Annotated in this window: 22 protein-coding genes and 2 tRNA genes; 16 read left to right on the top strand and 8 right to left on the bottom strand. The window is 73.7% G+C overall.

Annotated features, from left to right (window positions below; translation table 11 throughout):
* The first annotated feature begins 67 nt into the window (after window positions 1-67).
* Both AMPC_RS04120 and pheA read left to right on the top strand, forming a co-directional pair.
* Window positions 68-139 (top strand) — tRNA-Val (locus AMPC_RS04120).
* Window positions 140-230: 91 nt separating this feature from the next.
* Window positions 231-1064 (top strand): prephenate dehydratase, encoded by an 834-nt coding sequence (pheA, locus tag AMPC_RS04115; RefSeq protein ID WP_248344546.1) that lies wholly within the window; start codon window positions 231-233, stop codon window positions 1062-1064.
* Window positions 1065-1073: 9 nt separating this feature from the next.
* On the opposite strand, the gene AMPC_RS04110 is transcribed toward pheA, so the two are convergent.
* Window positions 1074-1874, bottom strand: a complete 801-nt coding sequence (locus tag AMPC_RS04110) for a homocysteine S-methyltransferase family protein (RefSeq protein ID WP_248344544.1) — start codon at window positions 1872-1874, stop codon at window positions 1074-1076.
* A 78-nt stretch (window positions 1875-1952) separates the two neighbouring features.
* Between AMPC_RS04110 and AMPC_RS04105 the strand changes: the two genes are divergently transcribed.
* The 5 genes from AMPC_RS04105 to AMPC_RS04085 all read left to right on the top strand — a co-directional run bounded on the left by AMPC_RS04105 (window position 1953) and on the right by AMPC_RS04085 (window position 7095).
* Window positions 1953-2342: a (deoxy)nucleoside triphosphate pyrophosphohydrolase gene (locus tag AMPC_RS04105; protein ID WP_248344541.1), complete on the top strand. Its 390-nt coding sequence runs from the start codon at window positions 1953-1955 to the stop codon at window positions 2340-2342.
* Between the two features lie 148 nt (window positions 2343-2490).
* Entirely contained in the window at window positions 2491-4542 is a 2052-nt protein-coding gene (gene ftsH, locus AMPC_RS04100) for an ATP-dependent zinc metalloprotease FtsH (RefSeq protein WP_404800627.1), read from the top strand.
* The gene (locus AMPC_RS04095) at window positions 4539-4760 is read left to right on the top strand and encodes an RNA polymerase sigma factor region1.1 domain-containing protein (protein ID WP_248344540.1); all 222 of its coding nucleotides are present in this window, start codon (window positions 4539-4541) and stop codon (window positions 4758-4760) included. Before ftsH ends, AMPC_RS04095 begins: the two co-directional genes overlap by 4 nt.
* 66 nt (window positions 4761-4826) lie before the next feature.
* Complete coding sequence (locus AMPC_RS04090; protein ID WP_248344539.1) at window positions 4827-5399, top strand: nucleotide exchange factor GrpE; 573 nt, start codon at window positions 4827-4829, stop codon at window positions 5397-5399.
* A 115-nt stretch (window positions 5400-5514) separates the two neighbouring features.
* Window positions 5515-7095 carry a trypsin-like peptidase domain-containing protein gene (locus tag AMPC_RS04085; protein ID WP_248344538.1) on the top strand — a complete coding sequence of 527 codons (1581 nt, stop codon included), beginning with the start codon at window positions 5515-5517 and terminating at the stop codon, window positions 7093-7095.
* A gap of 51 nt (window positions 7096-7146) precedes the next feature.
* Here AMPC_RS04085 and AMPC_RS04080 read toward each other — a convergent pair whose 3' ends face one another.
* Both AMPC_RS04080 and AMPC_RS04075 read right to left on the bottom strand, forming a co-directional pair.
* Window positions 7147-8667 (bottom strand): Glu/Leu/Phe/Val family dehydrogenase, encoded by a 1521-nt coding sequence (locus tag AMPC_RS04080; RefSeq protein WP_248344537.1) that lies wholly within the window; start codon window positions 8665-8667, stop codon window positions 7147-7149.
* A 225-nt stretch (window positions 8668-8892) separates the two neighbouring features.
* Window positions 8893-9204, bottom strand: a complete 312-nt coding sequence (locus tag AMPC_RS04075; protein ID WP_248344536.1) for a hypothetical protein — start codon at window positions 9202-9204, stop codon at window positions 8893-8895.
* Window positions 9205-9312: 108 nt separating this feature from the next.
* On the opposite strand from AMPC_RS04075, the gene AMPC_RS04070 reads away from it, so the two are divergent.
* A tRNA-Thr gene (locus tag AMPC_RS04070) sits at window positions 9313-9388 on the top strand.
* Between the two features lie 104 nt (window positions 9389-9492).
* Here AMPC_RS04070 and AMPC_RS04065 read toward each other — a convergent pair.
* Window positions 9493-10299 (bottom strand): hypothetical protein, encoded by an 807-nt coding sequence (locus tag AMPC_RS04065; RefSeq protein ID WP_248344535.1) that lies wholly within the window; start codon window positions 10297-10299, stop codon window positions 9493-9495.
* Window positions 10300-10409: 110 nt separating this feature from the next.
* Between AMPC_RS04065 and AMPC_RS04060 the strand changes: the two genes are divergently transcribed.
* Window positions 10410-11447 carry a glycoside hydrolase family 16 protein gene (locus tag AMPC_RS04060; protein ID WP_248344533.1) on the top strand — a complete coding sequence of 346 codons (1038 nt, stop codon included), beginning with the start codon at window positions 10410-10412 and terminating at the stop codon, window positions 11445-11447.
* Window positions 11448-11456: 9 nt separating this feature from the next.
* On the opposite strand, the gene AMPC_RS04055 is transcribed toward AMPC_RS04060, so the two are convergent.
* From AMPC_RS04055 to AMPC_RS04040, 4 genes are read right to left on the bottom strand one after another with little or no spacing between them, the layout of a single operon-like run.
* Window positions 11457-12113, bottom strand: a complete 657-nt coding sequence (locus AMPC_RS04055) for a DsbA family protein (RefSeq protein ID WP_248344532.1) — start codon at window positions 12111-12113, stop codon at window positions 11457-11459.
* The gene (locus tag AMPC_RS04050) at window positions 12110-13675 is read right to left on the bottom strand and encodes a hypothetical protein (protein ID WP_248344531.1); all 1566 of its coding nucleotides are present in this window, start codon (window positions 13673-13675) and stop codon (window positions 12110-12112) included. Before AMPC_RS04050 ends, AMPC_RS04055 begins: the two co-directional genes overlap by 4 nt.
* On the bottom strand, window positions 13672-14088 hold the full coding sequence (locus tag AMPC_RS04045) for a cyclic nucleotide-binding domain-containing protein (RefSeq protein ID WP_248344529.1): 417 nt from the start codon (window positions 14086-14088) through the stop codon (window positions 13672-13674). Before AMPC_RS04045 ends, AMPC_RS04050 begins: the two co-directional genes overlap by 4 nt.
* A 40-nt stretch (window positions 14089-14128) precedes the next feature.
* Window positions 14129-15025: an alpha/beta fold hydrolase gene (locus tag AMPC_RS04040; RefSeq protein WP_248344527.1), complete on the bottom strand. Its 897-nt coding sequence runs from the start codon at window positions 15023-15025 to the stop codon at window positions 14129-14131.
* A 212-nt stretch (window positions 15026-15237) separates the two neighbouring features.
* Between AMPC_RS04040 and AMPC_RS04035 the strand changes: the two genes are divergently transcribed.
* The 7 genes from AMPC_RS04035 to recG all read left to right on the top strand — a co-directional run bounded on the left by AMPC_RS04035 (window position 15238) and on the right by recG (window position 25405).
* Window positions 15238-16092, top strand: a complete 855-nt coding sequence (locus AMPC_RS04035) for a cation diffusion facilitator family transporter (RefSeq protein WP_248344525.1) — start codon at window positions 15238-15240, stop codon at window positions 16090-16092.
* A 167-nt stretch (window positions 16093-16259) separates the two neighbouring features.
* The gene (rsmD, locus tag AMPC_RS04030; RefSeq protein WP_248344523.1) at window positions 16260-16796 is read left to right on the top strand and encodes a 16S rRNA (guanine(966)-N(2))-methyltransferase RsmD; all 537 of its coding nucleotides are present in this window, start codon (window positions 16260-16262) and stop codon (window positions 16794-16796) included.
* A 17-nt stretch (window positions 16797-16813) separates the two neighbouring features.
* On the top strand, window positions 16814-17317 hold the full coding sequence (coaD, locus tag AMPC_RS04025) for a pantetheine-phosphate adenylyltransferase (protein WP_248344521.1): 504 nt from the start codon (window positions 16814-16816) through the stop codon (window positions 17315-17317).
* Window positions 17318-17443: 126 nt separating this feature from the next.
* A complete protein-coding gene (locus tag AMPC_RS04020) occupies window positions 17444-18643 on the top strand; it encodes a pyridoxal phosphate-dependent aminotransferase (protein ID WP_248344519.1) in 1200 nt (399 codons plus the stop codon).
* Between the two features lie 78 nt (window positions 18644-18721).
* Complete coding sequence (gene carB, locus AMPC_RS04015; protein WP_248344516.1) at window positions 18722-21979, top strand: carbamoyl-phosphate synthase large subunit; 3258 nt, start codon at window positions 18722-18724, stop codon at window positions 21977-21979.
* Window positions 21980-22086: 107 nt separating this feature from the next.
* Complete coding sequence (greA, locus tag AMPC_RS04010) at window positions 22087-22593, top strand: transcription elongation factor GreA (RefSeq protein WP_248344514.1); 507 nt, start codon at window positions 22087-22089, stop codon at window positions 22591-22593.
* 76 nt (window positions 22594-22669) lie between these two features.
* On the top strand, window positions 22670-25405 hold the full coding sequence (recG, locus tag AMPC_RS04005; RefSeq protein WP_248344513.1) for an ATP-dependent DNA helicase RecG: 2736 nt from the start codon (window positions 22670-22672) through the stop codon (window positions 25403-25405).
* Window positions 25406-25462 lie beyond the last annotated feature (57 nt).

The raw sequence follows: 25462 nt of genomic DNA, 5'->3' as shown, positions 1-25462 counted from the left end.
GCCCCCTCCGTAGGCATACTCCGCCGCCGTTTCGACGTCGCGGCGACGCGGCTCTGAAATGGCGAAAGGGCGCCTAGCTCAGCGGTAGAGCACCGCCTTCACACGGCGGGGGTCGCAGGTTCGAAACCTGCGGCGCCCACAACGAAGGGCCGGAATCCTGCGAGGGGTTCCGGCCCTTCACTTTTTCGCCGTCCTCGCGCCGGCGCGGCGCGCCTGCTACAAGCAGACGCATGCGCGTCGCATACCTCGGGCCGCCCGGCACCTTCAGCGAGGAGGCGGTGGGCCGCTGCGATCTGGCCCGCGGGGGCGAGCACGTCCCGTACCCCTCGATCCCCGACGCCTACGAGGCGGTGGCGAAGGGCGAGGTGGACGCGGCGCTCCTGCCCATCGAGAACTCGATCGAGGGGAGCGTGAACGCCACGCTCGACCTCCTCGTCCACCGGCCCGGGCTGCGGATCCGCCGCGAGGTGCTCCTGCCCATCGAGCAGCAGCTCATGGCCGCCCGGGGGACCCGGCTCGAGGACGTGAAGAAGGTCCTGTCGCACCCGCAGCCGCTCGGCCAGTGCGCCGGGTTCCTCCGGGAGCGGCTGCGCGGGGTGCCGCTCGAGGCCACCGCCTCCACCGCCGAGGCGGCCCGGCTCGTCGCGGCGCAGGGGGAGGGGGCCGCCCTCGCCGCCCTCGGCCCGCGCGCCGCCGCCCTCCGCTACGGCCTCGAGATCCTGGCGGAGGACGTGCAGGACGCCGAGGCCAACACCACCCGCTTCGTGCTCGTGGCGCGCGAGGACGAGGCCCCCACCGGCCGGGACAAGACCAGCATCGCCTTCACGCTCGACCGCGACCGCCCGGGCGGCCTGTACGAGGTGATGGGCGAGCTCGCGCGCCGCCAGATCAACCTCTCGCGCATCGAGAGCCGCCCGATGAAGCAGGCCCTCGGGCACTACGTCTTCTACCTCGACTTCGAGGGGCACCGGGCCGACCCGGCCTGCGCCGAGGCGCTCATGGGCGCGCTGCAGCGCGTCCACGCCCTGCACCTGCTCGGCTCCTACCCGCGCGCGCAGGGCTGACCGGCGCGCCTAGAGCCGCAGGCTCAGCGCGGCGAGGTGCTCGGGGCTCGCGCCGCAGCACCCGCCGAGCCAGTCCGCGCCGAGCGCCGCCAGGCGGGCGACCCGCTCCGCCCACTCCTCCGGCGGCAGCACCTGCCCCGGGAGCCCGGCGCTCGGCTTCACGACGAGCGGCACCGGCAGGGTCCCGGCGACGTCCGAGACGAACCGCTCCAGCGCCGGCCCCACGAAGCCGCAGTTCAGGCCGACCGCCGCGGCCCCCTCCGCGGCGAGCGACCGGAGCGCGCCGGCGAGGTCGCCGCCGCCGGGCAGGAGCAGCCTGCCCGCGCGGGCGACCGGGGTCAGGGTGACCACCGTGCGCAGGCCGGTGGCGAGGCCGGCCAGGAGCGCGGCCCGGGCCTCCCCCGGCTCCCACTGGCTCTCGGCCCAGAGCAGATCGGCGCCGGCGCCCGCCAGGGCGCGGAACGCCTCCCGGTACCGCCCCGCCTGGCCGGCGTCCCCCGGACCGACCGCCCCGGCCACCTCGGTCACCGGCACGGTGCGCCGGGCGAGCGCGAGGGCGCGGGTGCAGATCTCGAAGAGGGAGGACTGGACGCCCCGGCGCGCCAGCCGCTCGGAGGCGCAGTTGAAGGTGCACGAGAGCAGGATCCGGGCGCCCGCCGCGGCGTGGGCGGCGTGCACCGCAGCGATCTCCTCCGGCCGCGTGAGCAGCCACTCCTCCGGCAGGACCCCGTCGGGGAGGCCCCGGGCCTGGAGGGTGGTCCCCATGGCGGCGTCGAGGAGGATCGGGCCGGTCGAGTGGATGGACGCCATCGGGTCCAAATTCTAGAATGACCCTTCACGCCCTGGAAAGTTTAGGACAGCGCGGCGACCGAAGAGAGCGAGGCGGAGATGCGCCGTAAGATCCGGGTGGTGGGGGCCATGATCGAGGAGGAGGGCCGCTACCTCATCACGCAGCGGCCTCCGACCGCCTCCCTGCCGCTGCTCTGGGAGTTCCCCGGAGGCCGCGTCGAGCCGGGCGAGACCGACGAGGAGGCGCTCGCCCGCGAGCTCCGCGAGGAGATGGCCATCGGCGTGGCGGTCGGTCCCCGCGTCATCCACGTCGAGCACGGCTACGAGAACTACGACGTCGACTTCTGCGTCTACCGCTGCAAGGTGATGGAGGGGCGCATCCAGCACGTCCGCGTCCACTCGCACCGCTGGGTCCGCCCCGACGAGCTCGACCAGTACGAGTTCCCGGCCGCCGACGAGAAGACCATCGCGAAGCTGCTCGGCCTGTAGGCTTCGTGAGCAGATTCCTCCTCGGGCGCTGAGCCCGCGCAGCCCCCTCGACGCCCCATCCGCGTCGTGCCCGCCATGCCGGCCCCCAGGCATTTGCCAAGGGGGCGGGCGTGCACACATTCCCTGAAAAGGTGGGCCGGAGGGTTGCGTGAAGAAGACCGAGAAGGTGCCTGGCTCCAAGTCCGACAAACCCAAGCTCGGTCAGCCCGGCCGGTCTCCGTTCTCCTCGCCGGCCGCCTGGCTCGTCCTGATCGCGCTCGCCGTCTTCCTGTTCCGCGCCTTCCAGGACGTGGGGGTGCGGCGCATCGGCTACTCCCAGTTCAAGGAGATGCTCCGCCAGAACACCTTCGAGAAGGTGGTGGTCGGCCCGGACTGGGTGCGCGGCTATCCGAAGGCGGGTGAGGCGGGCCAGGACAAGGGCCAGAAGCTCACGGCGCCGCCGCAGTCGCTCCCGTACGTCGCGACCCGCATCGCCGGCGACGAGGACCTGCTGAAGCAGATCGAGAGCTCCAAGGTCGAGTACGACGCGGTGGCCGGCGGCGGGGTGGGCGACTTCTTCTGGGTCTGGATCGCGCCCATCGCCATCGGCCTCCTCTTCTGGAGCTGGGTGATGCGGCGCATGTCGGGGCAGATGGGCCAGGGCCCGCCGGGCGTGATGGCGTTCGGCAAGACGCGCGCCCGCGTGCACATGGAGCCCGACACCGGGATCACCTTCAAGGACGTCGCCGGCATCGACGAGGCGGTCGAGGAGCTGCAGGAGATCGTCGAGTTCCTGAAGACGCCCGAGAAGTACCGCCGCCTCGGCGGCCGGATCCCCAAGGGCGTGCTGCTCGTGGGGCCGCCCGGCACCGGCAAGACGCTCCTCGCGCGCGCCACCGCCGGAGAGGCGGGCGTGCCCTTCTTCTCGCTCTCCGGCTCGGAGTTCGTGGAGATGTTCGTGGGCGTGGGCGCGGCCCGCGTCCGCGACCTGTTCCAGCAGGCCACCTCGAAGGCGCCCTGCATCGTCTTCATCGACGAGCTCGACGCCCTCGGCAAGAGCCGCAACGCCGGGATCATGGGCGGCCACGACGAGCGCGAGCAGACCCTGAACCAGCTCCTCGCCGAGATGGACGGCTTCGACAACCGGGCCAGCCTCATCGTCATGGGGGCGACCAACCGGCCGGAGATCCTCGACCCGGCGCTCCTGCGCCCGGGCCGCTTCGACCGCCAGGTGCTGGTGGACCGGCCCGACAAGCGCGGCCGGGAGAAGATCCTGCAGATCCACGCCCGGAACGTGAAGCTCTCGCCCGACGTGGACCTGCGCTCCATCGCGGCCCGCACGCCCGGCTTCGCCGGCGCGGACCTCGCCAACGTGGTGAACGAGGCGGCGCTGCTGGCGGCGAGGCGGAACAAGAACGCGGTGGGCCGCTCCGAGTTCGAGGAGGCCATCGAGCGGGTGGTCGCCGGGCTCGAGAAGAAGAGCCGGCGCATCAACGAGCGGGAGAAGGAGATCGTGGCCTTCCACGAGTCCGGGCACGCGCTCGTCAACTGGCTGCTGCCGAACGCCGACCGGGTCTCGAAGGTCTCGATCATCCCGCGCGGCCTCGGCGCCCTCGGCTACACGCTCCAGCTCCCCATCGAGGACCGCTACCTGCTCACCCGCAGCGAGCTGCGCGACCGCATGTCGGGCCTCATGGGCGGCCGGGTGGCGGAGGAGGAGGTCTTCGGCGAGCCGTCCACCGGCGCCTCGAACGACCTCCAGCAGGCGACGAGCCTGGCCCGCCTGATGGTGCGGGACTACGGCATGAGCGAGAGCCTCGGGCCGGTGGCGCTGTCCGACTCCTCGGGGCCGACCTTCCTCGGGATGAAGGTGCCGGAGAACCGGACCTACTCCGACCAGACCGCGCTCGACGTGGACCGCGAGGTGCAGCGGCTCGTGCTCGAGGCGCAGGAGCGGGCCCGGGAGATCATCCGCGAGCACCGGGACAAGCTCGACGCCATGGCGGCCCGGCTCCTCACGGCGGAGGTGATCGAGGAGGAGCAGATCCAGCGCATCTGGGGCCCCAAGGCCGAGCGGCCGGGGGGCATCGAGGGGCACGGGCACACCGAGGCGCCGCCGGAGAACCCGAGCCGGCCGGTCTCGGTGGGCCGGCCGCTGGCCGCGGCGCCGGCGGTGGCCGCGCCCGCGGTGGACCGGCCGCCGGACACCGAGGGGCAGTGAAGTCGAGCGACACCCACCGGGCGCGCAAGGCGCTGTTCCAGCGGGGCATCCAGCGGGGCGCGCTCACGCTCCGCGAGATCGACGCCGCGCTCCCGGACGACGCGCTCTCCCCCGCGGAGCGCTGGCTGCTCTTCTACAGCCTGCGCGCCGCGGGGGTGGAGATCCGGGACGAGAACGGCGTCGAGGTGCCGGTGGACGATCGCCCCCCGACCGGCTGAACCGCTGGCGGGGCGGCGTTTGACAGCCCCGGAGGGCTGGTTAGGTTACGCCGCCGGAGGAGCTTCATGCCCGAAGAGCAGCAGCCCGGAGCGTTCCAGAACGACCCCCGACAGGACCCCGAGCCCGGCGCCGGCGCGCCGCCCCGGCCGGAGCAGGGCGGCGCCCCGCCCGACGACCGCGACGCGCGGCTGTCGGCCCAGGCCGCCCGCATCGACGAGCTCACCCGCGCCTACGCGGCGCTGGTGGAGGAGACCAAGGCCTACCGGGCCCGGATGGAGCGGGAGCGCACCCGCGTCCTCGAGGCCGAGCGGCTCAAGATCGTCGAGGCCCTGCTGGAGGGGCTCGACGAGCTCGACCGGGCGCTCGCGGCCGCGCACGGCAGCCAGGGGCCGCTGGCGGAGGGGGTCCGCCTGACGCACCAGGCGCTCTCGAAGCGCGTCGCCGAGCTCGGCGCCACCCGGCTCGCGCTGGTCGGCCAGCGCTTCGACCCGGCGGTCGCCGAGGCCGTCGACGTGGTGCCGGTCGCCGACGAGTCCCAGGACGACCAGGTCGTGCAGGAGGTCCGGAGCGGCTGGCGCATCGGCGAGCGGGTGCTCCGCCCGGCCCGGGTCCGCGTCGGACGGCTCGCCCGCGCGTGACGGATTGTCACGAGCCCTGCACCCGGAGAGGTCCGGGAATAGAATCTCGGCTCGACTGTCTACCGGCTGTCTCCCACGGTCGGACGACCACCTGAACACCCACAGGAGCAGGACCATGCGGCGCTTCGCCATCCTCTCGTTCCTCCTCACGCTCGCCCTCGTGGCCTGCTACTCGGCCGCCCAGGGCCGCGCCGACGCCGGCGGGCAGCAGCTCTGGCGCGATCCCGGCCAGCAGGCCGCGCCCGCCGTCCAGGTCCCGAACCAGGGCTCCCTCGCCCCGCTCATCAAGACGCTGAAGCCGGCGGTGGTGAACATCTCGGTCACCACGGTGACCAAGAACCCGCACCGGACGCTGCGGCGCGGGGGCGGCGCCGCGCCCCACGGGATGCCGGGCCAGCCCGGCGGGCCGGGCGGGGAGGGCGACTGGGAGCAGTTCTTCGAGCGGTACTTCGGCCAGCCGCAGCAGCCGGAGGACTTCAAGTCGAACAGCCTCGGCTCGGGCTTCATCATCAACGCCGACGGCTACGTGCTCACCAACAACCACGTGGTGAAGGACGCGACCGACATCCGGGTGAAGCTCTCCGACAACCACGAGTACGCCGGCAAGGTCATAGGCAAGGACCCGCAGACCGACGTCGCGCTCATCAAGCTCGAGGACGCGCCGAAGGGGCTGCCCACGGTGGTGCTCGGCGACTCCGACCGGCTCGAGCAGGGCGACTTCGTGCTGGCCCTCGGCAACCCGCTCGGCCTGCGCGAGTCGGCCACCTTCGGCATGGTCTCGGCGAAGGACCGCGCCATCAACCCCGGCTCGTCCGGCACCTACGACGACTTCATCCAGACCGACGCCGCCATCAACCCCGGCAACTCGGGCGGCCCGCTCTTCAACCTGCGCGGCGAGGTGGTGGGCATCAACACCGCCATCGTCTCGCCGCAGATCGGGCAGGGCATCGGCTTCGCGGTGCCGGTCAACATGGCGAAGCAGATCATCCCGCAGCTCCTCGCCAAGGGGAAGGTGACCCGCGGCTACCTCGGCGTCTCCGTCAGCGAGCTGTCGCCCGACCTCGCCGAGGGCTTCGGGCTCAACCCCGACACCCGCGGCGCGGTGGTGCAGCAGGTGGTGCCGAACGCCCCCGCCGCCAAGGCCGGCATCAAGGCCGGCGACGTGGTGGTGGCGCTGAACGGCAAGCCGATCGAGTCCTCCGGCCAGCTCACCCGCGGCGTGGCGGTGATCCCGCCCGGCGGCAAGGCCTCGCTGAGCGTGCTCCGCGGCGGGTCCAAGAAGGACTTCCACGTCACGGTGGCGACGCGGCCCGAGAGCGACGAGGCGCTCGCGCGCGGCGAGTTCGGCGGCGAGGAGGAGGGCGACGAGGCCGGCGCGCCGGCGGCGAAGAGCCAGGCCAAGCTCGGCGTCAAGGTGACCTCGCTCACGCCGGAGATCGCGAAGCAGCTCGGGGCGGCCGGGGACGGCGGCGTGGTCGTCTCCGACGTCGTGAGCGACGGCCCGGCCGAGCGCGCCGGCCTGCAGCGCGGCGACGTCATCCTCGAGGTGAAGGGGCAGGCGGTGTCGGCGCCCGACCAGCTCGCCAAGGTGCTCGCCGGGCTCAAGCCCGGGCAGACCGTGGCGCTCCGGATCCGGCGCGGCCCGAACGCCTTCTTCGTGCCGGTGAAGCTGGGCGGCGGCGAGACCAAGAAGTAGCCCAGGCCCGAGCCCGGGGTGAGGAGGGGGGCGGCCCTGGCCGCCCTCTTCCTATTGGCTGAACCCCTCCAGCTCGTAGTGCGCCGCGATGCGCTTCAGCGCGAGCACCATCGACGCCGTCCGCATGTCGAGCTTCCGCCCCACGCAGTACGACCGCGAGTCGTGGAGCGCCGTCTTCTGCGGCGTGTCCCGGGCGATGTCGCGGATGAGCCCGTAGTTGGCCTTGATGGCCCGCTCCAGGCGCGCGTCCACCTCCGCCTCGCTCCAGTGCTCGAGCCGCTGGTTCTGGAGCCACTCGTAGTAGGAGACGGTCACGCCGCCGGCGTTGCAGATGACGTCGGGGATGAGGTCGATCTTGCGGGAGGCGAGGACGCGCTCCCCGTCCGCGGTGGTGGGGCCGTTGGCCGCCTCCGCCACGAGCCGAACCTTCAGGACCTCCGCGACCCGGCCGTCGATCTGCTGCCCCAGGGCCGCCGGGATGGCGATGTCGGCCGGGGCGGCCCAGAAGTCCTCCCGCGAGATCGCGGTGGCCCCCGGGAACCCGAGGACGGTGCGCCGCAGGTTCTCGGGGTTGTCGTACACCCAGCGCACCAGCGCCGGCACGTCGAGCCCGGCCTCGTTGGCGACGGAGCCGAAGGCGTCGTTCACCGCCACGATCTTGCAGCCCTTCTCTGCGAGGATCTCCGCCGCCCAGGAGCCGACGTTGCCGAAGCCCTGGATGATCACGCGCGCCGAGGCGAGCGGGAACTGGCGCTCGCGCGCCCACTCCTCGATGCAGTAGACCACGCCCTGGCCGGTCGCCTTGACGCGCCCCTCGGAGCCGCCGATGCGCACGTCCTTGCCGGTGACGACGCCGCGCATCGAGTGGCGCTCGCGCTCGCCGTCGGTGTACTGGCGCATCATGATGGCCATGATCTGGCCGTTGGTGTTCACGTCCGGCGCGGGGATGTCGAGGTACGGGCCGACGAGGTTCTTGAGCTTGTACATGTAGCGGAGCGTGAGGTGCTCGAGCTCCTCCTTGGAGTGCTGGAGCGGATCGACCCGGATGCCGCCCTTGGCGCCGCCGAAGGGCACCTCGGCGATGGCGGTCTTCCAGGTCATGTCGGCCGCGAGCGCCTTGAAGAGGTCGAGCGAGACCTCCTTGTGGTAGCGCACGCCGCCCTTGTACGGCCCCCGGGCCTGGTTGTGCTGGATGCGGTAGGCCTTGAAGCTGCGCGGGCCGCCCTTCTCGAACCGGAAGAGCCCCTTGCCCGGGATGCGGATGACGCCGCGGCGCATGGTGATGTCGGCGTCGAGCAGGGCGCGGCGGTGCAAGACGAAGCTGCCGTTCGCGAGCGGCTCGAGCGCGTCGGCCGCCTGCATGGACGAGGCGGGGAGGTCGCGGTAGCTCGCCTCGTCCTCGGGGCCGAGCGGCACGAGCCGGTCCCGCAGCTCGATGGTGACGTAGAAGATGTGCTCGAAGTCGGGCTCCTCGAGCTCGAGCCTCACGCGGGGGTTGAGGCGGATGAGATCGGCGGCGCGGTGGAACGCCTCCATCGCCTCGTCGTAGAAGGACTTCCGTTCCTTGCGCATGGACGCTCCCTCGGGCGCGCGGAACGGGCTGGCGGCGGTATTTGCACCCTGCGCCAGAAAGCCCGTCGAACCGGGCGCTGCCCTAGTTCTAAGGCCAGCCGGCGCAGTCCGGCAGTTCGAGCCGTGTGCCTCGGGGGGAGGGGTCGTCCTCCACCCGGTCCAGCGAGCGGTCGGCCCACCCGATCGGGCCGGGCGCGCACCGCCTGAGCTCCGGGGCGGCCCCCCTCAGGCCGGCGCCCGCTGGCCGCGCCGCGCCACCGCCTCGAGCACCCGCAGCGGCAGCCGCAGCCAGGCCATCGCGAGGCGCACGCTGTCGCTCGCGAGGTGCCCCACCAGCCGGACGATCGGCTCCTGCGACAGCCGCTCCGCCCGCTCGGTCGCCTCCGCGACCTCGCGCATCCGGTGAACCCGATCGCGCATCGCCTCCCGGGCCGCCGAGCTCCCCGCGTCGTCGCCGACGTGCTGCTTGCCGTAGGCGCCCCGCCTCACCTCCGCGCGCTGCTGGGAGAGGGCCGCCTTCGAGTCGTTCCTTCGCATCCTGGCCATGCCACAAGGTAGGTCCCGCCGCGCCGCGGCAAAGGGTGAGGAGGCGTGCGACGGACCCTTGCGGCCCCGCGCGGGCGATGCTAAACAACGCGGCGCTTCGCCGACATAGCTCAGTTGGTAGAGCAACTGATTCGTAATCAGTAGGTCCCCAGTTCAAATCTGGGTGTCGGCTCCAGGTTTCGAGCACTCCGAAGGCGGTCACGGGTCCCATTCGGGCCACCTGTGGCCGCCTTCTCCGTCTCCGGGGCGCCCGCGCCCCCCCCGGCTCCCGGCAGGCCGCTACGGCAGCAGCCCGAGCGCCACGGCCCGCCGCATCACCTCGGCGAGCACGTCCAGGGAGCCCCGGCTGTCGGTGCGCGTCACCGTCGTGGTCCCGAGCGTGCTCCGGGACTCCCCGCCGGCGACGAAGGGCAGCGGGCGGCGCCCGAGCCGCAGGAGCCGGTCGTCGTGGAAGGCCGCCGGGGCCCTCGCCCGGAGCAGCCGCGCCACCTCGGCCATGTTCGCGGCGCTCGACGGGTGGAGCCCCGGCCCCAGGCACGAGACGTCGAGCCGGTGCTCGGACACGAGGAAGCACCTGCCGTCCCGCGCGTAGACCAGGATGACCTGCTCGGCCGTCTCCTCGGACGAGCGGACGGTCTTCTCGGTCTGGCGCGTCATCCGCAGACCGCCGGTGGCCACCGCCAGCCCGACCGAGAAGCTGCGGGTCGCCTGGTCCCGCTCGACCTGGGTGCGCGAGGCGCGCAGGCCGCGCAGGATCGCCAGCACCTCGGGCCACGGGAGGAACGCGTCCTCACCGAACGCCGGCCGGACGGACAGCCCGGCGCTCTCGAGGCTGAACCGGTCCGCCACGACCCGGTCCGCGTCGGTCGGGACGGCGGCGTCCACGGCCAGCGCGGCCACGCCGCACCGGGTGAGCGCGGCCACGAGCGACTCGGCCGGCCCTTCCTCGGCCCGGGTCACGAGGGCAGGGGGCTCGGGGGCCAGCCGCATCCTCCCCTCGGCCAGCGTCACGCCGGTGGCCGCGGCGACCGCCCTGGCCGCGTCCTCGGGGTGCTCAGGCGTCCGGACCACCGCGACGAGCTTCATGTCGAGAGCGTAGCGCAACGGGCTCCCCGCGGCTGGGGCGCCCGCGATCGGGAGCCGAGGGGAGACGCTCGCGCCTCCGGGTGGGGCCGGTCGAGCGTCGGATGCGTACCGTGCCGGGCAGGGAGGCGCGGATGCGGAGCGGGCCGGACGGACTGGCGTGGAGGGACCGGGCGCTCGCCCTGGGGCTGGCCTCGCTCCTGGCGTGCGGGGGCGCGGGCTCGACCGGGACGGAGGCGGCCTCCTCGCCGCCGCAGCCCGGCCCCCCACCCGCGCCCGCCGCTCCCGCGACCCCCACGCCAACCGCTACGCCAACCCCCACGCCGAGCCCGACGCCACCCCCGGCCCCTGCGGCGAGCGCCACGCCGGCGCCCACCCCCGCGCCCTCGCCGACCGCGCGGCCCACCGCGGTCCAGCCGGCGGTCGCGCTGCCGGCGGGCTACCGGCTCGTCTGGGCGGACGAGTTCGACGGCGCCGAGGTGGACGGCACGCGCTGGAACGTCTTCGACTGGCGGCGCGGCGAGGCCCGGGACACGCCGGACGCGGTCACCGTGAAGGACGGGGTGCTGCGCATCTCCACCTACTCCGAGAACGGCGTCCAGAAGACCGGGTTCCTCTCGACCGAGTACGGCAAGTACGACGCGACGCGCGGTTACTTCGAGGCCCGCATCAAGTTCCACGGCGTCTCGGGGCAGTGGTGCGCCTTCTGGCTCACCTCGCCCACCATCGGCGATCCGCTCGGGGACCCGGGGCGTGCCGGGACCGAGATCGACGTCGTCGAGCACCGGCTCATCGACGAGAGCGGCTGGAAGCTCGGGGACTGGGTCTCGCAGAACGTCATCTGGGACGGCTACGGCGCCCACCGCTCCGACGTGCACCACGGGTCGCCGCTCCCCGACGGCGGCCCCGTGAACGGCGTCTGGCACACCTTCGGCGTCCTCTGGGACGAGTCGCAGTACGTCTTCTACGTGGACGCGAACGAGCTCTGGCGGACCAGCACCGCGGTGTCGCAGCGGAGCGAGTACCTGCTGCTCACCTGCGAGATCCTGAACCACGACTGGGCGGGCAACGTGCCCGACGGCGGCTACGGGCCGAAGGGCGACTCGAGCCCCGGGATGGAGGTGGACTGGGTGCGCGTCTGGCAGCGATGAGGCGCTGCCTCACTCACCCAAGATGGCCCGCCGGTAGTAGTCGGCCGCGGGGATCCCGCTCGCCTGCGCCGCGGCCAGCGCCCGGTCCACCGCCGCGCGCAGCACCGCGTCCGGCACCGCCCCGACGACCAGCTCGCCGTTCACGACGAAGGTGGGCGTCCCGGGCACGCCGACGCTCGCGCCGAGCGCCGCGTCCGCGTCCACCTGCGCCGCCGCCTCGGCCGAGGCGAGGCAGGCCTGCCAGGTCGGGACGTCGAGCCCGGCCACCTGCCGCGCGTCGGCGAGGAGCGCGTAGTCGTCGAGGGCCGTCTGGAGGAGCAGGTCGTGCAGCTCCCAGAAGTGGCCCTGCTCGAAGGCGCACTGCGCCGCGATGGCGGCGGGGCGCGCGTTGGCGTGCTGCGGGAGCGGGTAGTGCTTGAAGGCGAGCCGGATGTAGGGGCCGTAGCTCGTGAGGATGTCGTCCAGCACCGGCTCCTCGGCGCGGCAGTAGGGGCACTGGAAGTCGGCGAACTCGACCACCGTGACCCAGGCGTCGGCGGGGCCGCGCTGGGGCGCGCCGTCCACCGGGACCCGGGCGAGCGTCGAGGGGGTGGCCGCGGTCGAGCCGCAGGCGGCGAGGGCCGCGGCGAGCGCGGCGAGGACGATGGTGCGGAACGGCGTGCTCACGCGAGCTCCCTCCGGCGCCGGGCCCGGCGCCTCCGTGCGACGACGACGGCCACGAGCGCCAGCGCCGCGGCGAGGCCGGCCGCGCCGCAGGGCCAGGCCCAGGCGATGCCCTGCGCCTCGGGCGGGCGGGGCTTCCAGGCGGCGAGCCGCGCCTCGCGCGCCTCGAGGGCCTCGAGCCCTCCCGAGACGAGCCGCCCCAGCGCCAGGTCGCGGAGCCGCTCGCGCCCTCCCGGCGAGCGCTCCGCCCCGGCCACCGCGGCGCGGAAGAGGGCGGCGTGCCGGCGCAGCGCGGTGCCGGCGCGGGCGAAGCCGCGTCCCTCGAGCGCGTGGAACCGCGCCAGGGCCGCGGGGTCGGGCGGGCGGCGCAGCCACGCGTCCGGATCCCCGGCGAACTCGACGCCGGCGCGCGAGAGGCGCGGGGAGGCGATCGCCCGGGCGGCCTCGTACACCGGCCCGCCCTCGAAGCTCGAGGCGTCCACCACCGCGCGCCCGATCTCGAGCGCGAAGGGCCCGTCGGGCGAGAGCCCCCGCGCGTCGAGCGCCGCCTCGAGCGGCGCGTCGCCGCGGCCGAGGGCGCGCAGCCCGTCCTCGACCTCGGGCGAGGCCGGCCGCCCGGCGATCGCCTCGGCCATCCGCTTGGCCCAGAGCGACTCGAGGAACAGGTGGTGGTTCTTGACGATGCCGAGGCCGAGGGCGAGGAACCCGGGGCGGGCCCGGAGCAGCCCGCCGAGCGAGAGCGCCTCCTCCTTCAGCGACTCGAGCTTCGCCGAGACGAAGAACGGGTAGATGACCTGGATGGTGTGGATCTGGTTGGCGACGTCGGCGAGGTAGTGCTCCGCCTGGCCGAGGTAGGCGAAGGAGAGCGCCCGCGCCCCCGGCGTGCCGAGCGCCGCCGCCGCGAGCGCGAGATCGGTGTGCAACTGCGCCTCCTCGGGCGCGAGGGCGCGGGCCGTTCGCGGCCAGGCGAACCGGCGCGGGTCGCGCTTCAGCACCTCCGGGTCCTCGGAGAAGGCGATCCGGGGCAGGCCGTAGTGGGCCCAGGCCTGGCTGGAGAGCCCCGTGAGCGCCCCCATGTCGAGCTGGGTCGGATCGGCGGGCAGGGGCCGGCCCCAGGCGTCGCGCCGCACGTCGCGGGCGGCGTCGTGCGCGAACCGCTCCTGGTTGCGCCGGTCCTCGTCCGGCTCGCGGGCCTCCTCGGCGGCGAGGGCGCGCGCGTCGGGCTGCGCGGGGGGCAGGGCGTCGATCCCGCTGACGCGCGCCTCCGGCGTGAGCCCGAGGAGCTCCTTCCAGGCCCAGGCGTCGAACGCGGCCTCCGTCGGCCAGCGCGCCAGGAAGCGGCGCCGGACGGCCGGGTCGGGGTGACCGGCGCCCGCCGCCCAGGTGGCGCGCCGCAGGGCCTCGAGGTCGCCGCGGGACGGGGGCGCGAGGTCGCGGGGGAGGTCGGCCGGGAGCGCCTGCTGCCCGATGAGCTGGTGGACCCACTCGTCGTAGGCGCGGGCCGGGAGGGCGCCCAGGAGCGCGGCGGCGAGCGCGCCGGCCCGCCAGGCGTCGCGGCGCCTCACGGCGGCCCCGTCCGCGCCGAGCGGACGCGGGCGGCGAGCGCCGCGAGCAGGCGCAGCGAGAGGGCGGGGCGGCCCGCGAGCAGCCGCTCGAGCGCCGGGCGGGAGAGCCGGAGCAGCCGGCTCGCGGCGGCCGCCTCGACGGTGGCGGTCCAGGGTCCGGGCGCGAAGAGCTCGAGCGCCCCGAAGGCGCGTCCCGGCGGGACCTCCACGCTGGCGCCGCCGGCGCGGACCCGGAGCCGGCCCTCGACGAGCAGGTGGAGCGCGTCCCCGGGCTCGCCGGCGCGGGCCAGCACCTCGCCCGCCGCGGCCTCCACCTCGGCGACGGCCGCGGCCAGGGCGAGGAGGTCGTCCTCCGGCGCCCCGGCGAACAGGTCGAGCTTGCCGAGCCACTGCCCCTTGTCCACCGGCGTCACCGGCCACCTCCCGCGCCGCGCCCGGCGCGGCCGACGAACGTTAGCACGCGGCGCGGGCCCCACCGAGCCGTTCGCGCAGGAACCGCTCCATCCGCTCGGCCAGGAGCTCGGGCCGCTCCAGCGGCCCGACGTGGGTGCCGCCGGGGAGGACGAGCAGCTCGCTCCCCGGGATGCAGGCGTGCATGTGCAGCGAGAGCCACATGGGCGTGAAGGTGTCGTGCTCGCCGGCGACCACCAGGGTCGGCACGTCCACCTGCGGCAGGTGGTCGGAGGCGTCGTGGACCGAGGCGGTGGCGAGGAGCTTCACGAAGAGGACCGGGTCGATCTGCGAGAGGTCGGCGAGGTAGGGGAGGAGGTCCTGCCGCCGCACCAGCCTCCGGTTCACCTCGAGGTAGCGGCCGTACTGGAAGAGCAGCTCGGTCGGGACGAGCTTCTCGAAGGTGAAGCGGGCCGCGCCCGGGAACCGGTCCACGAGCCGCCGCGCGTAGGGGAAGGCGCGGGCGAGGAGGTCGTTCCCGTGGAAGGTGTCGAGCGGCCGTCCGTAGCTGCCGCAGACCAGCGCGAGCGCCGCGACCCGCGAGCGGTCCCGCCGGTGCGCCTCGAGCGAGACCTGCACGCCCATCGAGTGGCCGGCGAGCACCGCGCGGTCGATCCCGGCGTCGTCGAGCACGCGGAAGAGGTCGTCCACGCAGTCGAGGAGCGAGATCCGGTCCGGGTCGCGCGGGCGCTCGCTCCGGCCGTGGCCGCGGTAGTTCCAGTGCAGGACCCGGCGGCCGCCCGCGAGCGCCGGGAAGAGCCGCTTCCAGATGAAGCCGGCGCAGCCGATCCCGTCGCTGAGCACGATCGGGGGATCCCCGGCCCCGGCGTCGCGCCAGAAGAGGCGGGTGCCGTCCCGCGCGGAGGCGAAGTGCACGCTGTCGGAGGGCTCGGGGGTCATTCGGGAGGGCGGCGCGGGTCGTGCTGACGCGAACCGTGGGCGATCTTAGGACACGGGGGTACACTGCGCCAACGGAGAGCGACGCGGCGGAGGCGATCACGGCCGGGCACGGACACCACCCTCATCACCACGCGGGTCACGCGCACCACGACCACGCCAGCGCCCATCACGCCGGTGCCCACGGTCCCTCCGAGCACGGGAGCGCCCGGAACATGGCGGTCTCGCTCGGCGTGGCGGCCGTCATCATGGTCGCCGAGGCGGTGGGCGGCTGGCTGTCCGGCTCGCTGGCCCTCCTCTCCGACGCGGGGCACATGCTCACCGACGTGGCCGCGCTGGCGCTGGCGCTCCTCGCCATCGTCTTCGGCTCCCGCCCGGCCGACCCCCGCCGGACCTACGGCTTCCGGCGGCTCGAGGTGCTGGCGGCCCAGGTGAACGTGGCCACGCTCCTCGCCATCACCGGGTGGATCGCCTGGGAGGCCGTGGAGCGGCTCCGCACCCCGCACCCGCACATCGACCTCGGGGTCATGGCGGGCATCGCGGTGGTGGGCGTGGCCGGGAACGGCGTCATCCTCTTCTGGCTGCAGCACGACCACGGCATCAACGCCCGCTCGGCGTTCCTGCACGTGCTCGGGGACGCGGTCGCCTCGGTGGCGGTGCTCTGCGGGGCGGGGCTGATGTGGCTCCGGCCCGACCTCGCCTGGGTGGACCCGGTCCTCTCGCTCGCCATCGCCCTGCTCATCCTCTGGGGCGCCGGGCGGCTCGTGCTCGAGATCACCCACATCCTCATGGAGGCGGTGCCGGCCCACCTCGACGTGGACCGGGTGGAGCGGGAGATGGCGGAGGCCGACGGGGTCATCGCCGTCCACGACCTCCACATCTGGACCATCTCCAGCGGCCTCTACGCGCTCTCCGCGCACGTGGTGGTCCACGCCGAGTCGATCGGCCGCAACGACGCCATCCTCCAGGACGTGAAGTCGCGCCTCCGCCGCGCCTTCGCCATCGACCACACCACCATCCAGATCGAGAGCGCCGAGTATGCCCACGTCGACGACGTCCACGAGCACTGAGAGCCTGTGAAGACACCCCCTTCCGTCGCCGCGGCGAACGATCCGCGTCGCATCGCCGCCTTGCTCCTCCCTCACGTACCTTCCGGCATGCTCGGTCGTCGCGCCTTGCGCTGCTCGCGTCTCGCTCGCCTGGCTCGGTCCGAGGATTCCCTCACAGGCTCCGACCCATGAGGATCGTCGCCGGCAGCGCCCGGGGGCGCGCGCTCGTCGCGCCGCGCGGGGCGGGGACCCGCCCCACCAGCGACAAGGTCCGGGGCGCCGTGTTCAACGTGCTCGGGCAGTTCTTCGACGGGGGCGAGGTCCTCGATCTGTACGCCGGGACGGGTGCGCTGGCGCTCGAGGCGCTCTCGCGGGGGTGCGCGGCGGCCGTCTGCGTGGACGCGGACCGCGGGGCGGCCGACGCCATCCTGCGCAACGCGCGGGCCTGCGGGTTCGAGGACCGGGTGGAGGTGCGCCGGGCGGCGGTGGAGCGCGCCCTCGCCGCGCTGGGGGAGGGGCGCTTCAGCCTCTGCTTCATCGATCCGCCCTACGCCGACGGCCCGGACGCGGCCCTGGGCCTCGTCTCCCGCGTCATGGCGCCGGGCGGGACGGTGGTCGCCGAGCACGACGCGCGGCGGCCGCCGGCGGACCCGGTGGACGGGCTCGCGCTCGAGGACCGGCGGGCCTGGGGCGACACGGGAATCTCGATCTACCGCCGCGCCTGATCCATACTCCCCGTCCCATGCCGTCGCGCGTCGCCATCTACCCCGGTTCCTTCGATCCGCTCACCAACGGTCACCTCTCGCTCATCCACCGCGGCCTCAAGATCTTCGACGGTCTGGTGGTGGCGGTGGCGAACAACCGGGACAAGTCCCCGCTCTTCACGTTCGAGGAGCGGATGGCGCTCATCCGCGGCGCGCTCGGCGACGAGCAGCGGGTGGAGGTGGACAGCTTCGACGGGCTGCTCACCGACTACGCGAAGCGGCGGGGCATCCACACGGTGCTCCGCGGGCTGCGCGCGGTGTCCGACTTCGAGTACGAGTTCCAGCTCGCCAACATGAACCGCAAGCTGGACCCCGAGTTCGACAGCGTCTTCGTGATGACCGGGGAGCGGTACTTCTACGTCTCGGCGCGGCTCGTCCGCGAGGTGGCGAGCTACGGCGGCGACGTCTCGAGCATGGTCCCCCCGAACGTCCTCGCCGGCCTGAAGGCCCGCTTCGCCGAGCGGGGCGGCAAGCGCCCCTGAGGGCCAGGCCCCTCGCCGCTCGGAGCCGCTTCCCGGTCCCGCGGGAATCGGGTAATCTGGTCGGCCGTTTCCCCACATAGGCCGGGCGACCGGCCCCCACGCCCCCCCCGAGGAGAACCCACGGCCATGAAGCTTGCCCAGCGTCTCGACGGTGTGAAGCCTTCCCCCACGCTCGCCATCACCGCCAAGGCGAACGAGCTCAAGGCCAAGGGCGTGGACGTGGTGGGCTTCGGCGCCGGCGAGCCCGACTTCGACACGCCCCAGGCCATCAAGGACGCGGCGGTGAAGGCCATCGGGGCGGGGTTCACGAAGTACACGCCCACGGGCGGCATCCCCAAGCTCCGCGAGGCGGTGGCGGCCCGCATCCAGGCCGAGCACGGCGTCGCCTACAAGCCGTCCGAGGTGCTCGTCTCCTGCGGCGGCAAGCACGCCCTCTACAACCTCTTCCAGGCGCTCCTCAACCCGGGCGACGAGGTGGTGATCTTCACCCCGTACTGGGTCTCGTACGCCGACATGGTGCGCCTCGCCGAGGGCACCCCGGTGCTGGTCCAGACCGGGCCGGAGAGCGACTTCGAGCCGACCCCGGCGCAGATCCAGGGCGCCATCACCGCCCGCACCAAGGCCGTCATCGTCAACAGCCCCTCCAACCCGACCGGCGCCATGTTCTCGCGCCGCACGCTCGAGACGGTCATCGCCGCGGTCAAGGGCAAGGACATCCTCGTCGTCTCCGACGACATCTACGACAAGCTCGTCTACAAGGGGAAGTTCGAGAACGTCCTCGACCTCGACCCCTCGCTGCGCGAGCAGGTGGCCATCGTGAACGGGGTCTCCAAGACCTACGCCATGACCGGCTGGCGAATCGGCTGGACGGCCGGCCCGCAGGCGCTCGTCAGCGCGATGCAGAAGCTCCAGGACAACTCCACCTCCAACGCCTCCTCCATCGCCCAGCACGCCGCCCTCGCGGCCCTGACCCTGCCGCTCGAGGCCGAGATCGAGAAGATGCGCCAGACCTTCGACGGCCGGCGCAAGCACATCGTCCAGCGGCTCAACGCCATCCCGGGCGTGAAGTGCAACGAGCCCTCGGGCGCGTTCTACGTCTTCCCGGACGTCCGGGCGCTCCTCGCGCGCAAGGCGCCGGGGCAGGCGGAGCCGCTCGGCAACGACGAGCGCTTCGTGGCGCAGCTCCTCGAGGCCCACAAGGTGGCGGCCGTCCCCGGCTCCGCCTTCGGCGCCCCCGGCTTCATGCGCCTCTCGTTCGCCACCTCGATGGAGCAGATCGACAAGGGGCTCGACCGCCTGGCCGAGATGGTGAAGTCCCTCGGCTAGACCCCTCCGCCGTCCCGCTCAACCCCCGGGGCCGTCCGCGCTGCGGAACGGCCCCGCTTCATGCTAGGTTCCGCCGCCATGCCTCGCCGCACAGACATCAAGAAGATCATGATCGTGGGCTCGGGTCCGATCGTCATCGGACAGGCCTGCGAGTTCGACTACTCCGGCACCCAGGCCTGCAAGGCGCTCCAGGAGGAGGGGTACGAGGTCGTGCTCCTCAACTCGAACCCGGCCACGGTGATGACCGACCCGGGCTTCGCCGACCGCACCTACGTCGAGCCCATCACGCCCGAGTACGCCGAGCAGATCCTGGCGCGCGAGAAGCCCGACGCGCTCCTGCCCACCCTGGGCGGCCAGACGGCGCTCAACCTCGCGGTGGCGCTCGCCAAGAACGGCGCGCTCGAGCGGCACGGGGTGCAGCTCATCGGCGCCTCGCTCGAGGCCATCGAGAAGGCCGAGGACCGGCAGCTGTTCAAGGCCGCCATGGCCCGCGTCGACGTGGAGATGCCGAAGAGCGGCTACGCGGCGAGCTTCGAGGAGGCGAAGGAGATCTCCGAGCGGATCGGCTTCCCCATCATCATCCGCCCCAGCTTCACCATGGGCGGGGAGGGCGGCGGCGTCGCCTACAACCGCGAGGAGTTCGACGAGCTCGCCCGGCGGGCCCTGATGCTCTCGCCGACGCACACCATCCTGGTCGAGGAGTCGATCATCGGCTGGAAGGAGTACGAGCTCGAGGTGATGCGCGACCGGGCGGACAACGTCGTCATCATCTGCAGCATCGAGAACTTCGACCCGATGGGCGTCCACACCGGCGACTCGATCACCGTCGCCCCCATCCAGACGCTCACCGACAAGGAGTACCAGCGCCTCCGCGACATGTCGGTCCGGATCATCCGCGAGATCGGCGTGGACACCGGCGGGTCGAACATCCAGTTCGGCGTGCACCCCACCACCGGCCGGGTGGTGGTCATCGAGATGAACCCGCGCGTGTCGCGCAGCTCGGCGCTGGCCTCCAAGGCGACCGGCTTCCCCATCGCCAAGATCGCCGCCAAGCTCGCGGTCGGCTACACGCTCGACGAGATCCGCAACGACATCACCCGCGAGACCCCGGCCTCCTTCGAGCCGACCATCGACTACGTGGTCACGAAGGTGCCGCGCTTCGCCTTCGAGAAGTTCAAGGGCGCCGACGACACCCTCACCACCGCCATGAAGTCGGTGGGCGAGGTGATGTCCATCGGCCGCACCTTCCAGGAGAGCCTCCAGAAGTCGCTCCGCGGCCTCGAGATCGACCGCTGCGGCCTCGAGTCGCCGCTCGGCAAGCGGCCCGGCGACGGCTGGACGCAGGCCGAGCTCGACCGGATCCGCGAGGAGATGCGGGTCCCGCGCGCCGGCCGGATCTTCTGGGTCGGCGAGGGGCTCCGCGCCGGCTTCACCGTGGACGAGGTCCACGCCATCACCCACATCGACCGCTGGTTCCTCCGGGAGATGGCGGGGATCGTGGCCCACGAGGCGCTCCTCGCCGAGGGGCTCCCCGCCGGGCGCGAGGCCTGGCGCGAGACGAAGCGCATGGGCTTCTCCGACAAGCGCGTCGCGCAGCTCGCCGGGAAGACCGAGCGCGAGGCCCGCGAGGCCCGCCACGCCGCCGGGGTGCGCCCGGTGTTCAAGCGCGTGGACACCTGCGCCGCCGAGTTCGAGGCCTACACCCCGTACCTCTACTCGACCTACGAGGAGGAGTGCGAGGCCGCCCCCACCGACCGCGAGAAGGTGATGATCCTGGGCGGCGGGCCGAACCGCATCGGCCAGGGCATCGAGTTCGACTACTGCTGCGTGCACGCCAGCTTCGCGCTCCGGCAGGCCGGGTTCGAGACCATCATGGTCAACTGCAACCCGGAGACGGTCTCCACCGACTACGACACCAGCGACCGGCTCTACTTCGAGCCGCTCACGCTGGAGGACGTGCTCGAGATCGTGCACGTGGAGAAGCCGTTCGGCCTCATCGTCCAGTACGGCGGCCAGACCCCGCTCAAGCTGGCGGTGCCGCTCCACGAGCTCGGGGTGCCCATCCTCGGCACGAGCCCCGACGCCATCGACCGGGCGGAGGACCGCGAGCGCTTCGCCGCCCTCATCGAGCGGCTCAAGCTCCGCCAGCCCGAGAACGGCGTGGCCCGTAGCGCCGACGAGGCGTTCGCGGTGGCCCGGCGCATCGGCTACCCGACCATGGTGCGCCCCTCGTACGTCCTCGGCGGCCGGGCCATGGAGGTGGTCTACGACGACGCCGACCTCGGCGCCTACCTCACCGAGGCGGTGCAGGCCTCCAACGAGCGCCCGGTCCTGGTTGACCGCTTCCTCAAGGACGCGGCCGAGGTGGACGTGGACGTGGTCTCGGACGGGACCGACGTGGTGGTGGGCGGCGTCATGGAGCACATCGAGGAGGCCGGGATCCACTCCGGCGACTCGGCCTGCGCCCTGCCGCCCTACAGCCTGCCGCAGCACCTCGTCGCCGAGATCGAGCGGCAGTCGATCGCCCTCGCCCGCGAGCTCGAGGTGAAGGGGCTCATGAACGTGCAGTTCGCCATCCAGGGCGAGACGGTCTACGTGCTCGAGGTGAACCCGCGCGCCAGCCGCACGGTGCCGTTCGTCGGCAAGGCCACCGGGGTGCAGCTCGCCAAGGTGGCGGCCCTCTGCATGGTCGGGAAGACCCTGCGCGAGCAGGGGCTCACCGAGAGCCCCCGCCCGAAGCACACCTCGGTCAAGGAGGCGGTCTTCCCGTTCGCCCGCTTCCGCGGCGTGGACACCGTCCTCGGCCCCGAGATGCGCTCCACCGGCGAGGTGATGGGCGTGGCGAGCGATTTCTACAGCGCCTTCTGGAAGTCGCAGGCGGCGGCGGGCAACGCCCTGCCGCTCCCCGGCGCCGGCGGCAAGTCGCGGGTGTTCGTCTCGGTGAAGGCCGCCGACAAGCCCGGCATCGTGGAGCTCGCGAAGCGGCTCGTCGCGCTCGGCTTCGAGGTCATCGCCACCAAGGGCACGGCCGCCTTCCTGGCGGAGCGCGGGCTCGAGGCGAGCGTGGTCCTCAAGGTGAAGGAGGGGCGCCCCAACGTGGTGGACCGGATCAAGGACGGCGAGGTGGCGTTCGTGATCAACACCACCGCCGGCAAGAGCGACATCGCCGACAGCTACCCCATCCGCCGCGAGACGCTGATGAAGGGGCTGCCGTACTTCACCACGCTCACCGGGGCCCGCGCCGCGGTGGGCGCGATGGAGGCGGCCAAGGCCGGTCGCGCCGGCGTCCGCTCGCTGCAGGAGTACCACGGCATCTCCCCGCGCCGTTCGAGTTGACAGGGCAGGGCCCCTCCTGCACTATTTGCGCAGTTGCGGCCGCTCCGTGCTCCGGGGCGGCCGCTAAAGTTTTTTGGCAGCATCGATCTGCTGGGAAGGACATCGAGATGGCTGACGCGCGCGTTCCCATGACCAAGGCCGGCCTCGCCCGGCTCAAGGACGAGCTGAAGCGGCTCAAGTACGTCGAGCGGCCCAAGATCGTGAAGGAGATCGCCGAGGCCCGCGCCCACGGCGACCTCTCCGAGAACGCCGAGTACCACGCGGCCAAGGACAAGCAGTCCCACGTGGAGGGGCGCATCCTCCAGGTCGAGGACTGGATCGCCCGCGCCGAGGTGATCGACGTGTCGAAGCTCTCGGGCGAGCGGGTGGTCTTCGGCGCCACCGTCACCCTCGACGACTCGCAGTCCGGCGACGAGGTGGTCTACCGGATCGTGGGCGAGCTCGAGGCCGACCTCAAGCAGGGGAAGATCAGCGTCACGAGCCCCATCGCCCGCGGCATCATCGGGCGGAGCGAGGGGGACGAGGTGACCATCCAGGCCCCCGGCGGCGCCCGCAAGTACGAGATCGTCTCGGTGGAGTTCATCGAGGAGGAGTACGAGGCGGAGCCGGAGTAGCGGCTCCGACCGGGCCATGACCGGGCCGCGGCGCCCCGACGGCGGCTGTCACCCCCGCCCGCTAGACTCGAGCGGCGTGAACGAACGGGGGGAGGATCTCCTGCAGGAGGGGGCGCGGGAGTCGCCGGGGCGCCAGCTCGAGGCGCTCGTGGCGCCGCTCCGCTTCGCCGTGCGCGACGACTTCGCCGCGCTGCCCCGCCTGCACGGCTTCGGCGAGCTGGTCCGCGGGGCCGTGACCCGCGCCCGCTCCGCCGGCGCGCCCGACACGCCCGAGCTCCTGGCGCTCGCCCGCGAGGGGGACGCGTTCGAGGCGCGCGACCTCGCCGCCCGCCGGCAGGCGGTCGGGCGCATCGCCGCCCACCTCGCCGCGCTCGTGCCGGTCCCGGGCGACCTGCAGGAGCTGGCGCGGAAGGCCCGCATCGGGCTCACGGCCGCGCGCGCCGGCCCGGCCCCGCGGAGCGCGCGGCCGGCGGCATCCGCCAGCCCCGCCAGCCCCGCCAGCCCCGCCGCTCCCATCGGCCCCGCCGCTCCCGCCAGCCCCGCCGCTCCCGCCAGCCCCGCCGCTCCCGTCGGCCCCCCGCCGGCGCCGCGACGGGAGGCGACGCGCGCCCCGCCCGCCGCCGCGGGAGCCGCCGCCGTCCCGCCGTCCCTCGGGCCCCCGTCCGCCCCCGCGCCCATCCTCCCCGACCCGCGCACCGCCGCCGAGCGGGCCGAGCGGCGCCACCTGCTGCAGACGCCGCTCGCGCGCGTCCCCCGGGTCCACCCGGCGCCCCGCGCGCTGCTCGAGGAGCGGGGCTACCTCACCGTGGAGCAGGCGCTCGAGTTCCTCCCCCGCGCCTGGCAGGACCGGACGCGCGTCGATCCCATCGCCGCCCTGCGGCCCGGCGCGGAGGGGACCGCCTCGGGCCAGGTGACCTACGTCCGGACCCAGCGGATGCGCTCCGGCAAGCCGATGCTGAAGGTCGGCGTGAGCGACGGCGCCGGCAAGCTCGAGCTCGTCTTCTTCAACCCGCCCCCCTGGCGCGCCAGGCAGTTCGCCGCCGGCGAGTCGATCCTCGCCACCGGCAAGGTGACGGAGGGGTTCGGCGGGGCCCGGCAGATGACGCAGCCGGAGGTCGAGAAGCTCTCGGCGGGCGACTCCGCCAACGTGGGCCGGGTGGTGCCCGTCTACCCCGGCCCGGCCGACTACCAGCACCCGGCGCTGCGCAAGCTGATGAAGCGGCTCTGCGACGAGTACGCCGGGCAGGCGGTGGACGATCTCCCGGCTGCGGTGCGCAGCCGGCGCGGCCTCGCCGGCCGGGCCGAGGCGCTCCGCGCCATCCACTTCCCGGAGCCCGGCGCCGACCTCGCCGCCGCCGCGGCCCGCGGCAGCGCCCCCTTCCGCCGGCTCATCTTCGAGGAGCTCTTCTTCCTGCAGCTCGCCCTCGCCCGCAAGCGGCAGGGCGTGCGCCAGGAGAGCGGGATCGCCTTCGCCGCCGGGCCGGACGCGCTCGCGCGGGCGGTGTCCCGGCTGCCGTTCACGCTCACCGCCGCCCAGGCCCGGGCGCTCGGCGAGATCGCCGCCGACATGGGGCGCCCCGAGCCGATGAACCGGCTCCTCCAGGGCGACGTCGGCTCCGGGAAGACCGCGGTCGCCTTCGCGGCCGCGATGCTCGCCGTCGGCTCGGGCTACCAGGTGGCGCTCATGGCGCCGACCGAGATCCTGGCCGCCCAGCACGCGCGCACGCTCTCGGGCTGGCTCGAGGGCTCCGGGGTGGAGGTGGCGCTCGTCACCTCGCAGGCTCGCGGCAAGGGCCAGAAGGCGGTGCGGCAGGCGGTGGCGGAGGGGAGGGCGCGCATCGCCGTCGGCACCCACGCCCTGCTCGAGGAGGACGTCTCCTTCGAGCGGCTCGGCCTCGTGGTGGTGGACGAGCAGCACCGCTTCGGCGTGCTGCAGCGGGCCGGGCTCATCGGGAAGGGGCGGCGGCCGGACGTGCTCGTCATGACCGCCACGCCCATCCCCCGCACCCTCGCGCTCGCCTTCTACGGCGACCTCGACCAGTCGAAGATCACCGAGCTCCCGCCCGGCCGGACCCCGGTCGAGACGGCGGTGTTCGGCGACTCGCAGCGGCGCAAGGCCTACCAGGTCGCTCGCGGCGAGCTCGACGCCGGCCGGCAGGTGTACGTGGTCTACCCGCTGGTGGCCGAGTCGGAGAAGAGCGACCTCGCCGACGCGACCAGCGGCGCGGCGGAGATCGCGAAGCTCTTCGCGCCGCACCCGGTCGGCCTGCTGCACGGCAAGCTCAAGGCCGAGGAGAAGGACGCGGTGATGGGCCGGTTCCGCTCCGGCGAGCTGCGGATCCTGGTGGCCACCACCGTCATCGAGGTGGGCGTGGACGTCCCGAACGCCTCGGTGATGATCGTGGAGCACGCCGAGCGGTTCGGGCTCTCCCAGCTGCACCAGCTCCGCGGTCGGGTCGGGCGCGGGGCGGCGAAGAGCCACTGCCTCCTCATCGCCCACTTCAAGAAGGCCGGGGACGAGGCGCGCGAGCGGCTCGAGGCCATGGCCGCCACCCAGGACGGCTTCGAGATCGCCCGGGTCGATCTGAAGCTGCGCGGCCCCGGCGAGCTCCTCGGCACCCGCCAGTCGGGGCAGCGCTTCCTCGAGGTGGCGGACCTCTACCGGGACGAGGCCATCCTCGACGAGGCCCGGGAGGAGGCGTTCGCCCTGGTCGCCGGCGACCCGGAGCTCGCCCGCCCCGAGCACGCCGCCGCCGCGGAGGCGCTGGCGGAGCGCTGGGCCCAGCGGCTCTCGCTGGCGCAGGTGGGGTAGGGTCCCGGGCTGCCCCGCCGAGGGGTGAGGGGTGGGGGCGGGGCGGGCGCGTTATGC

Origin of the sequence: Anaeromyxobacter paludicola (assembly GCF_023169965.1) — a bacterium.
GTDB lineage: Bacteria > Myxococcota > Myxococcia > Myxococcales > Anaeromyxobacteraceae > Anaeromyxobacter_B > Anaeromyxobacter_B paludicola.
The sequence above is the reverse complement of the archived record's forward strand: the minus strand, read 5'-3'. Positions and strand labels throughout refer to the sequence as shown.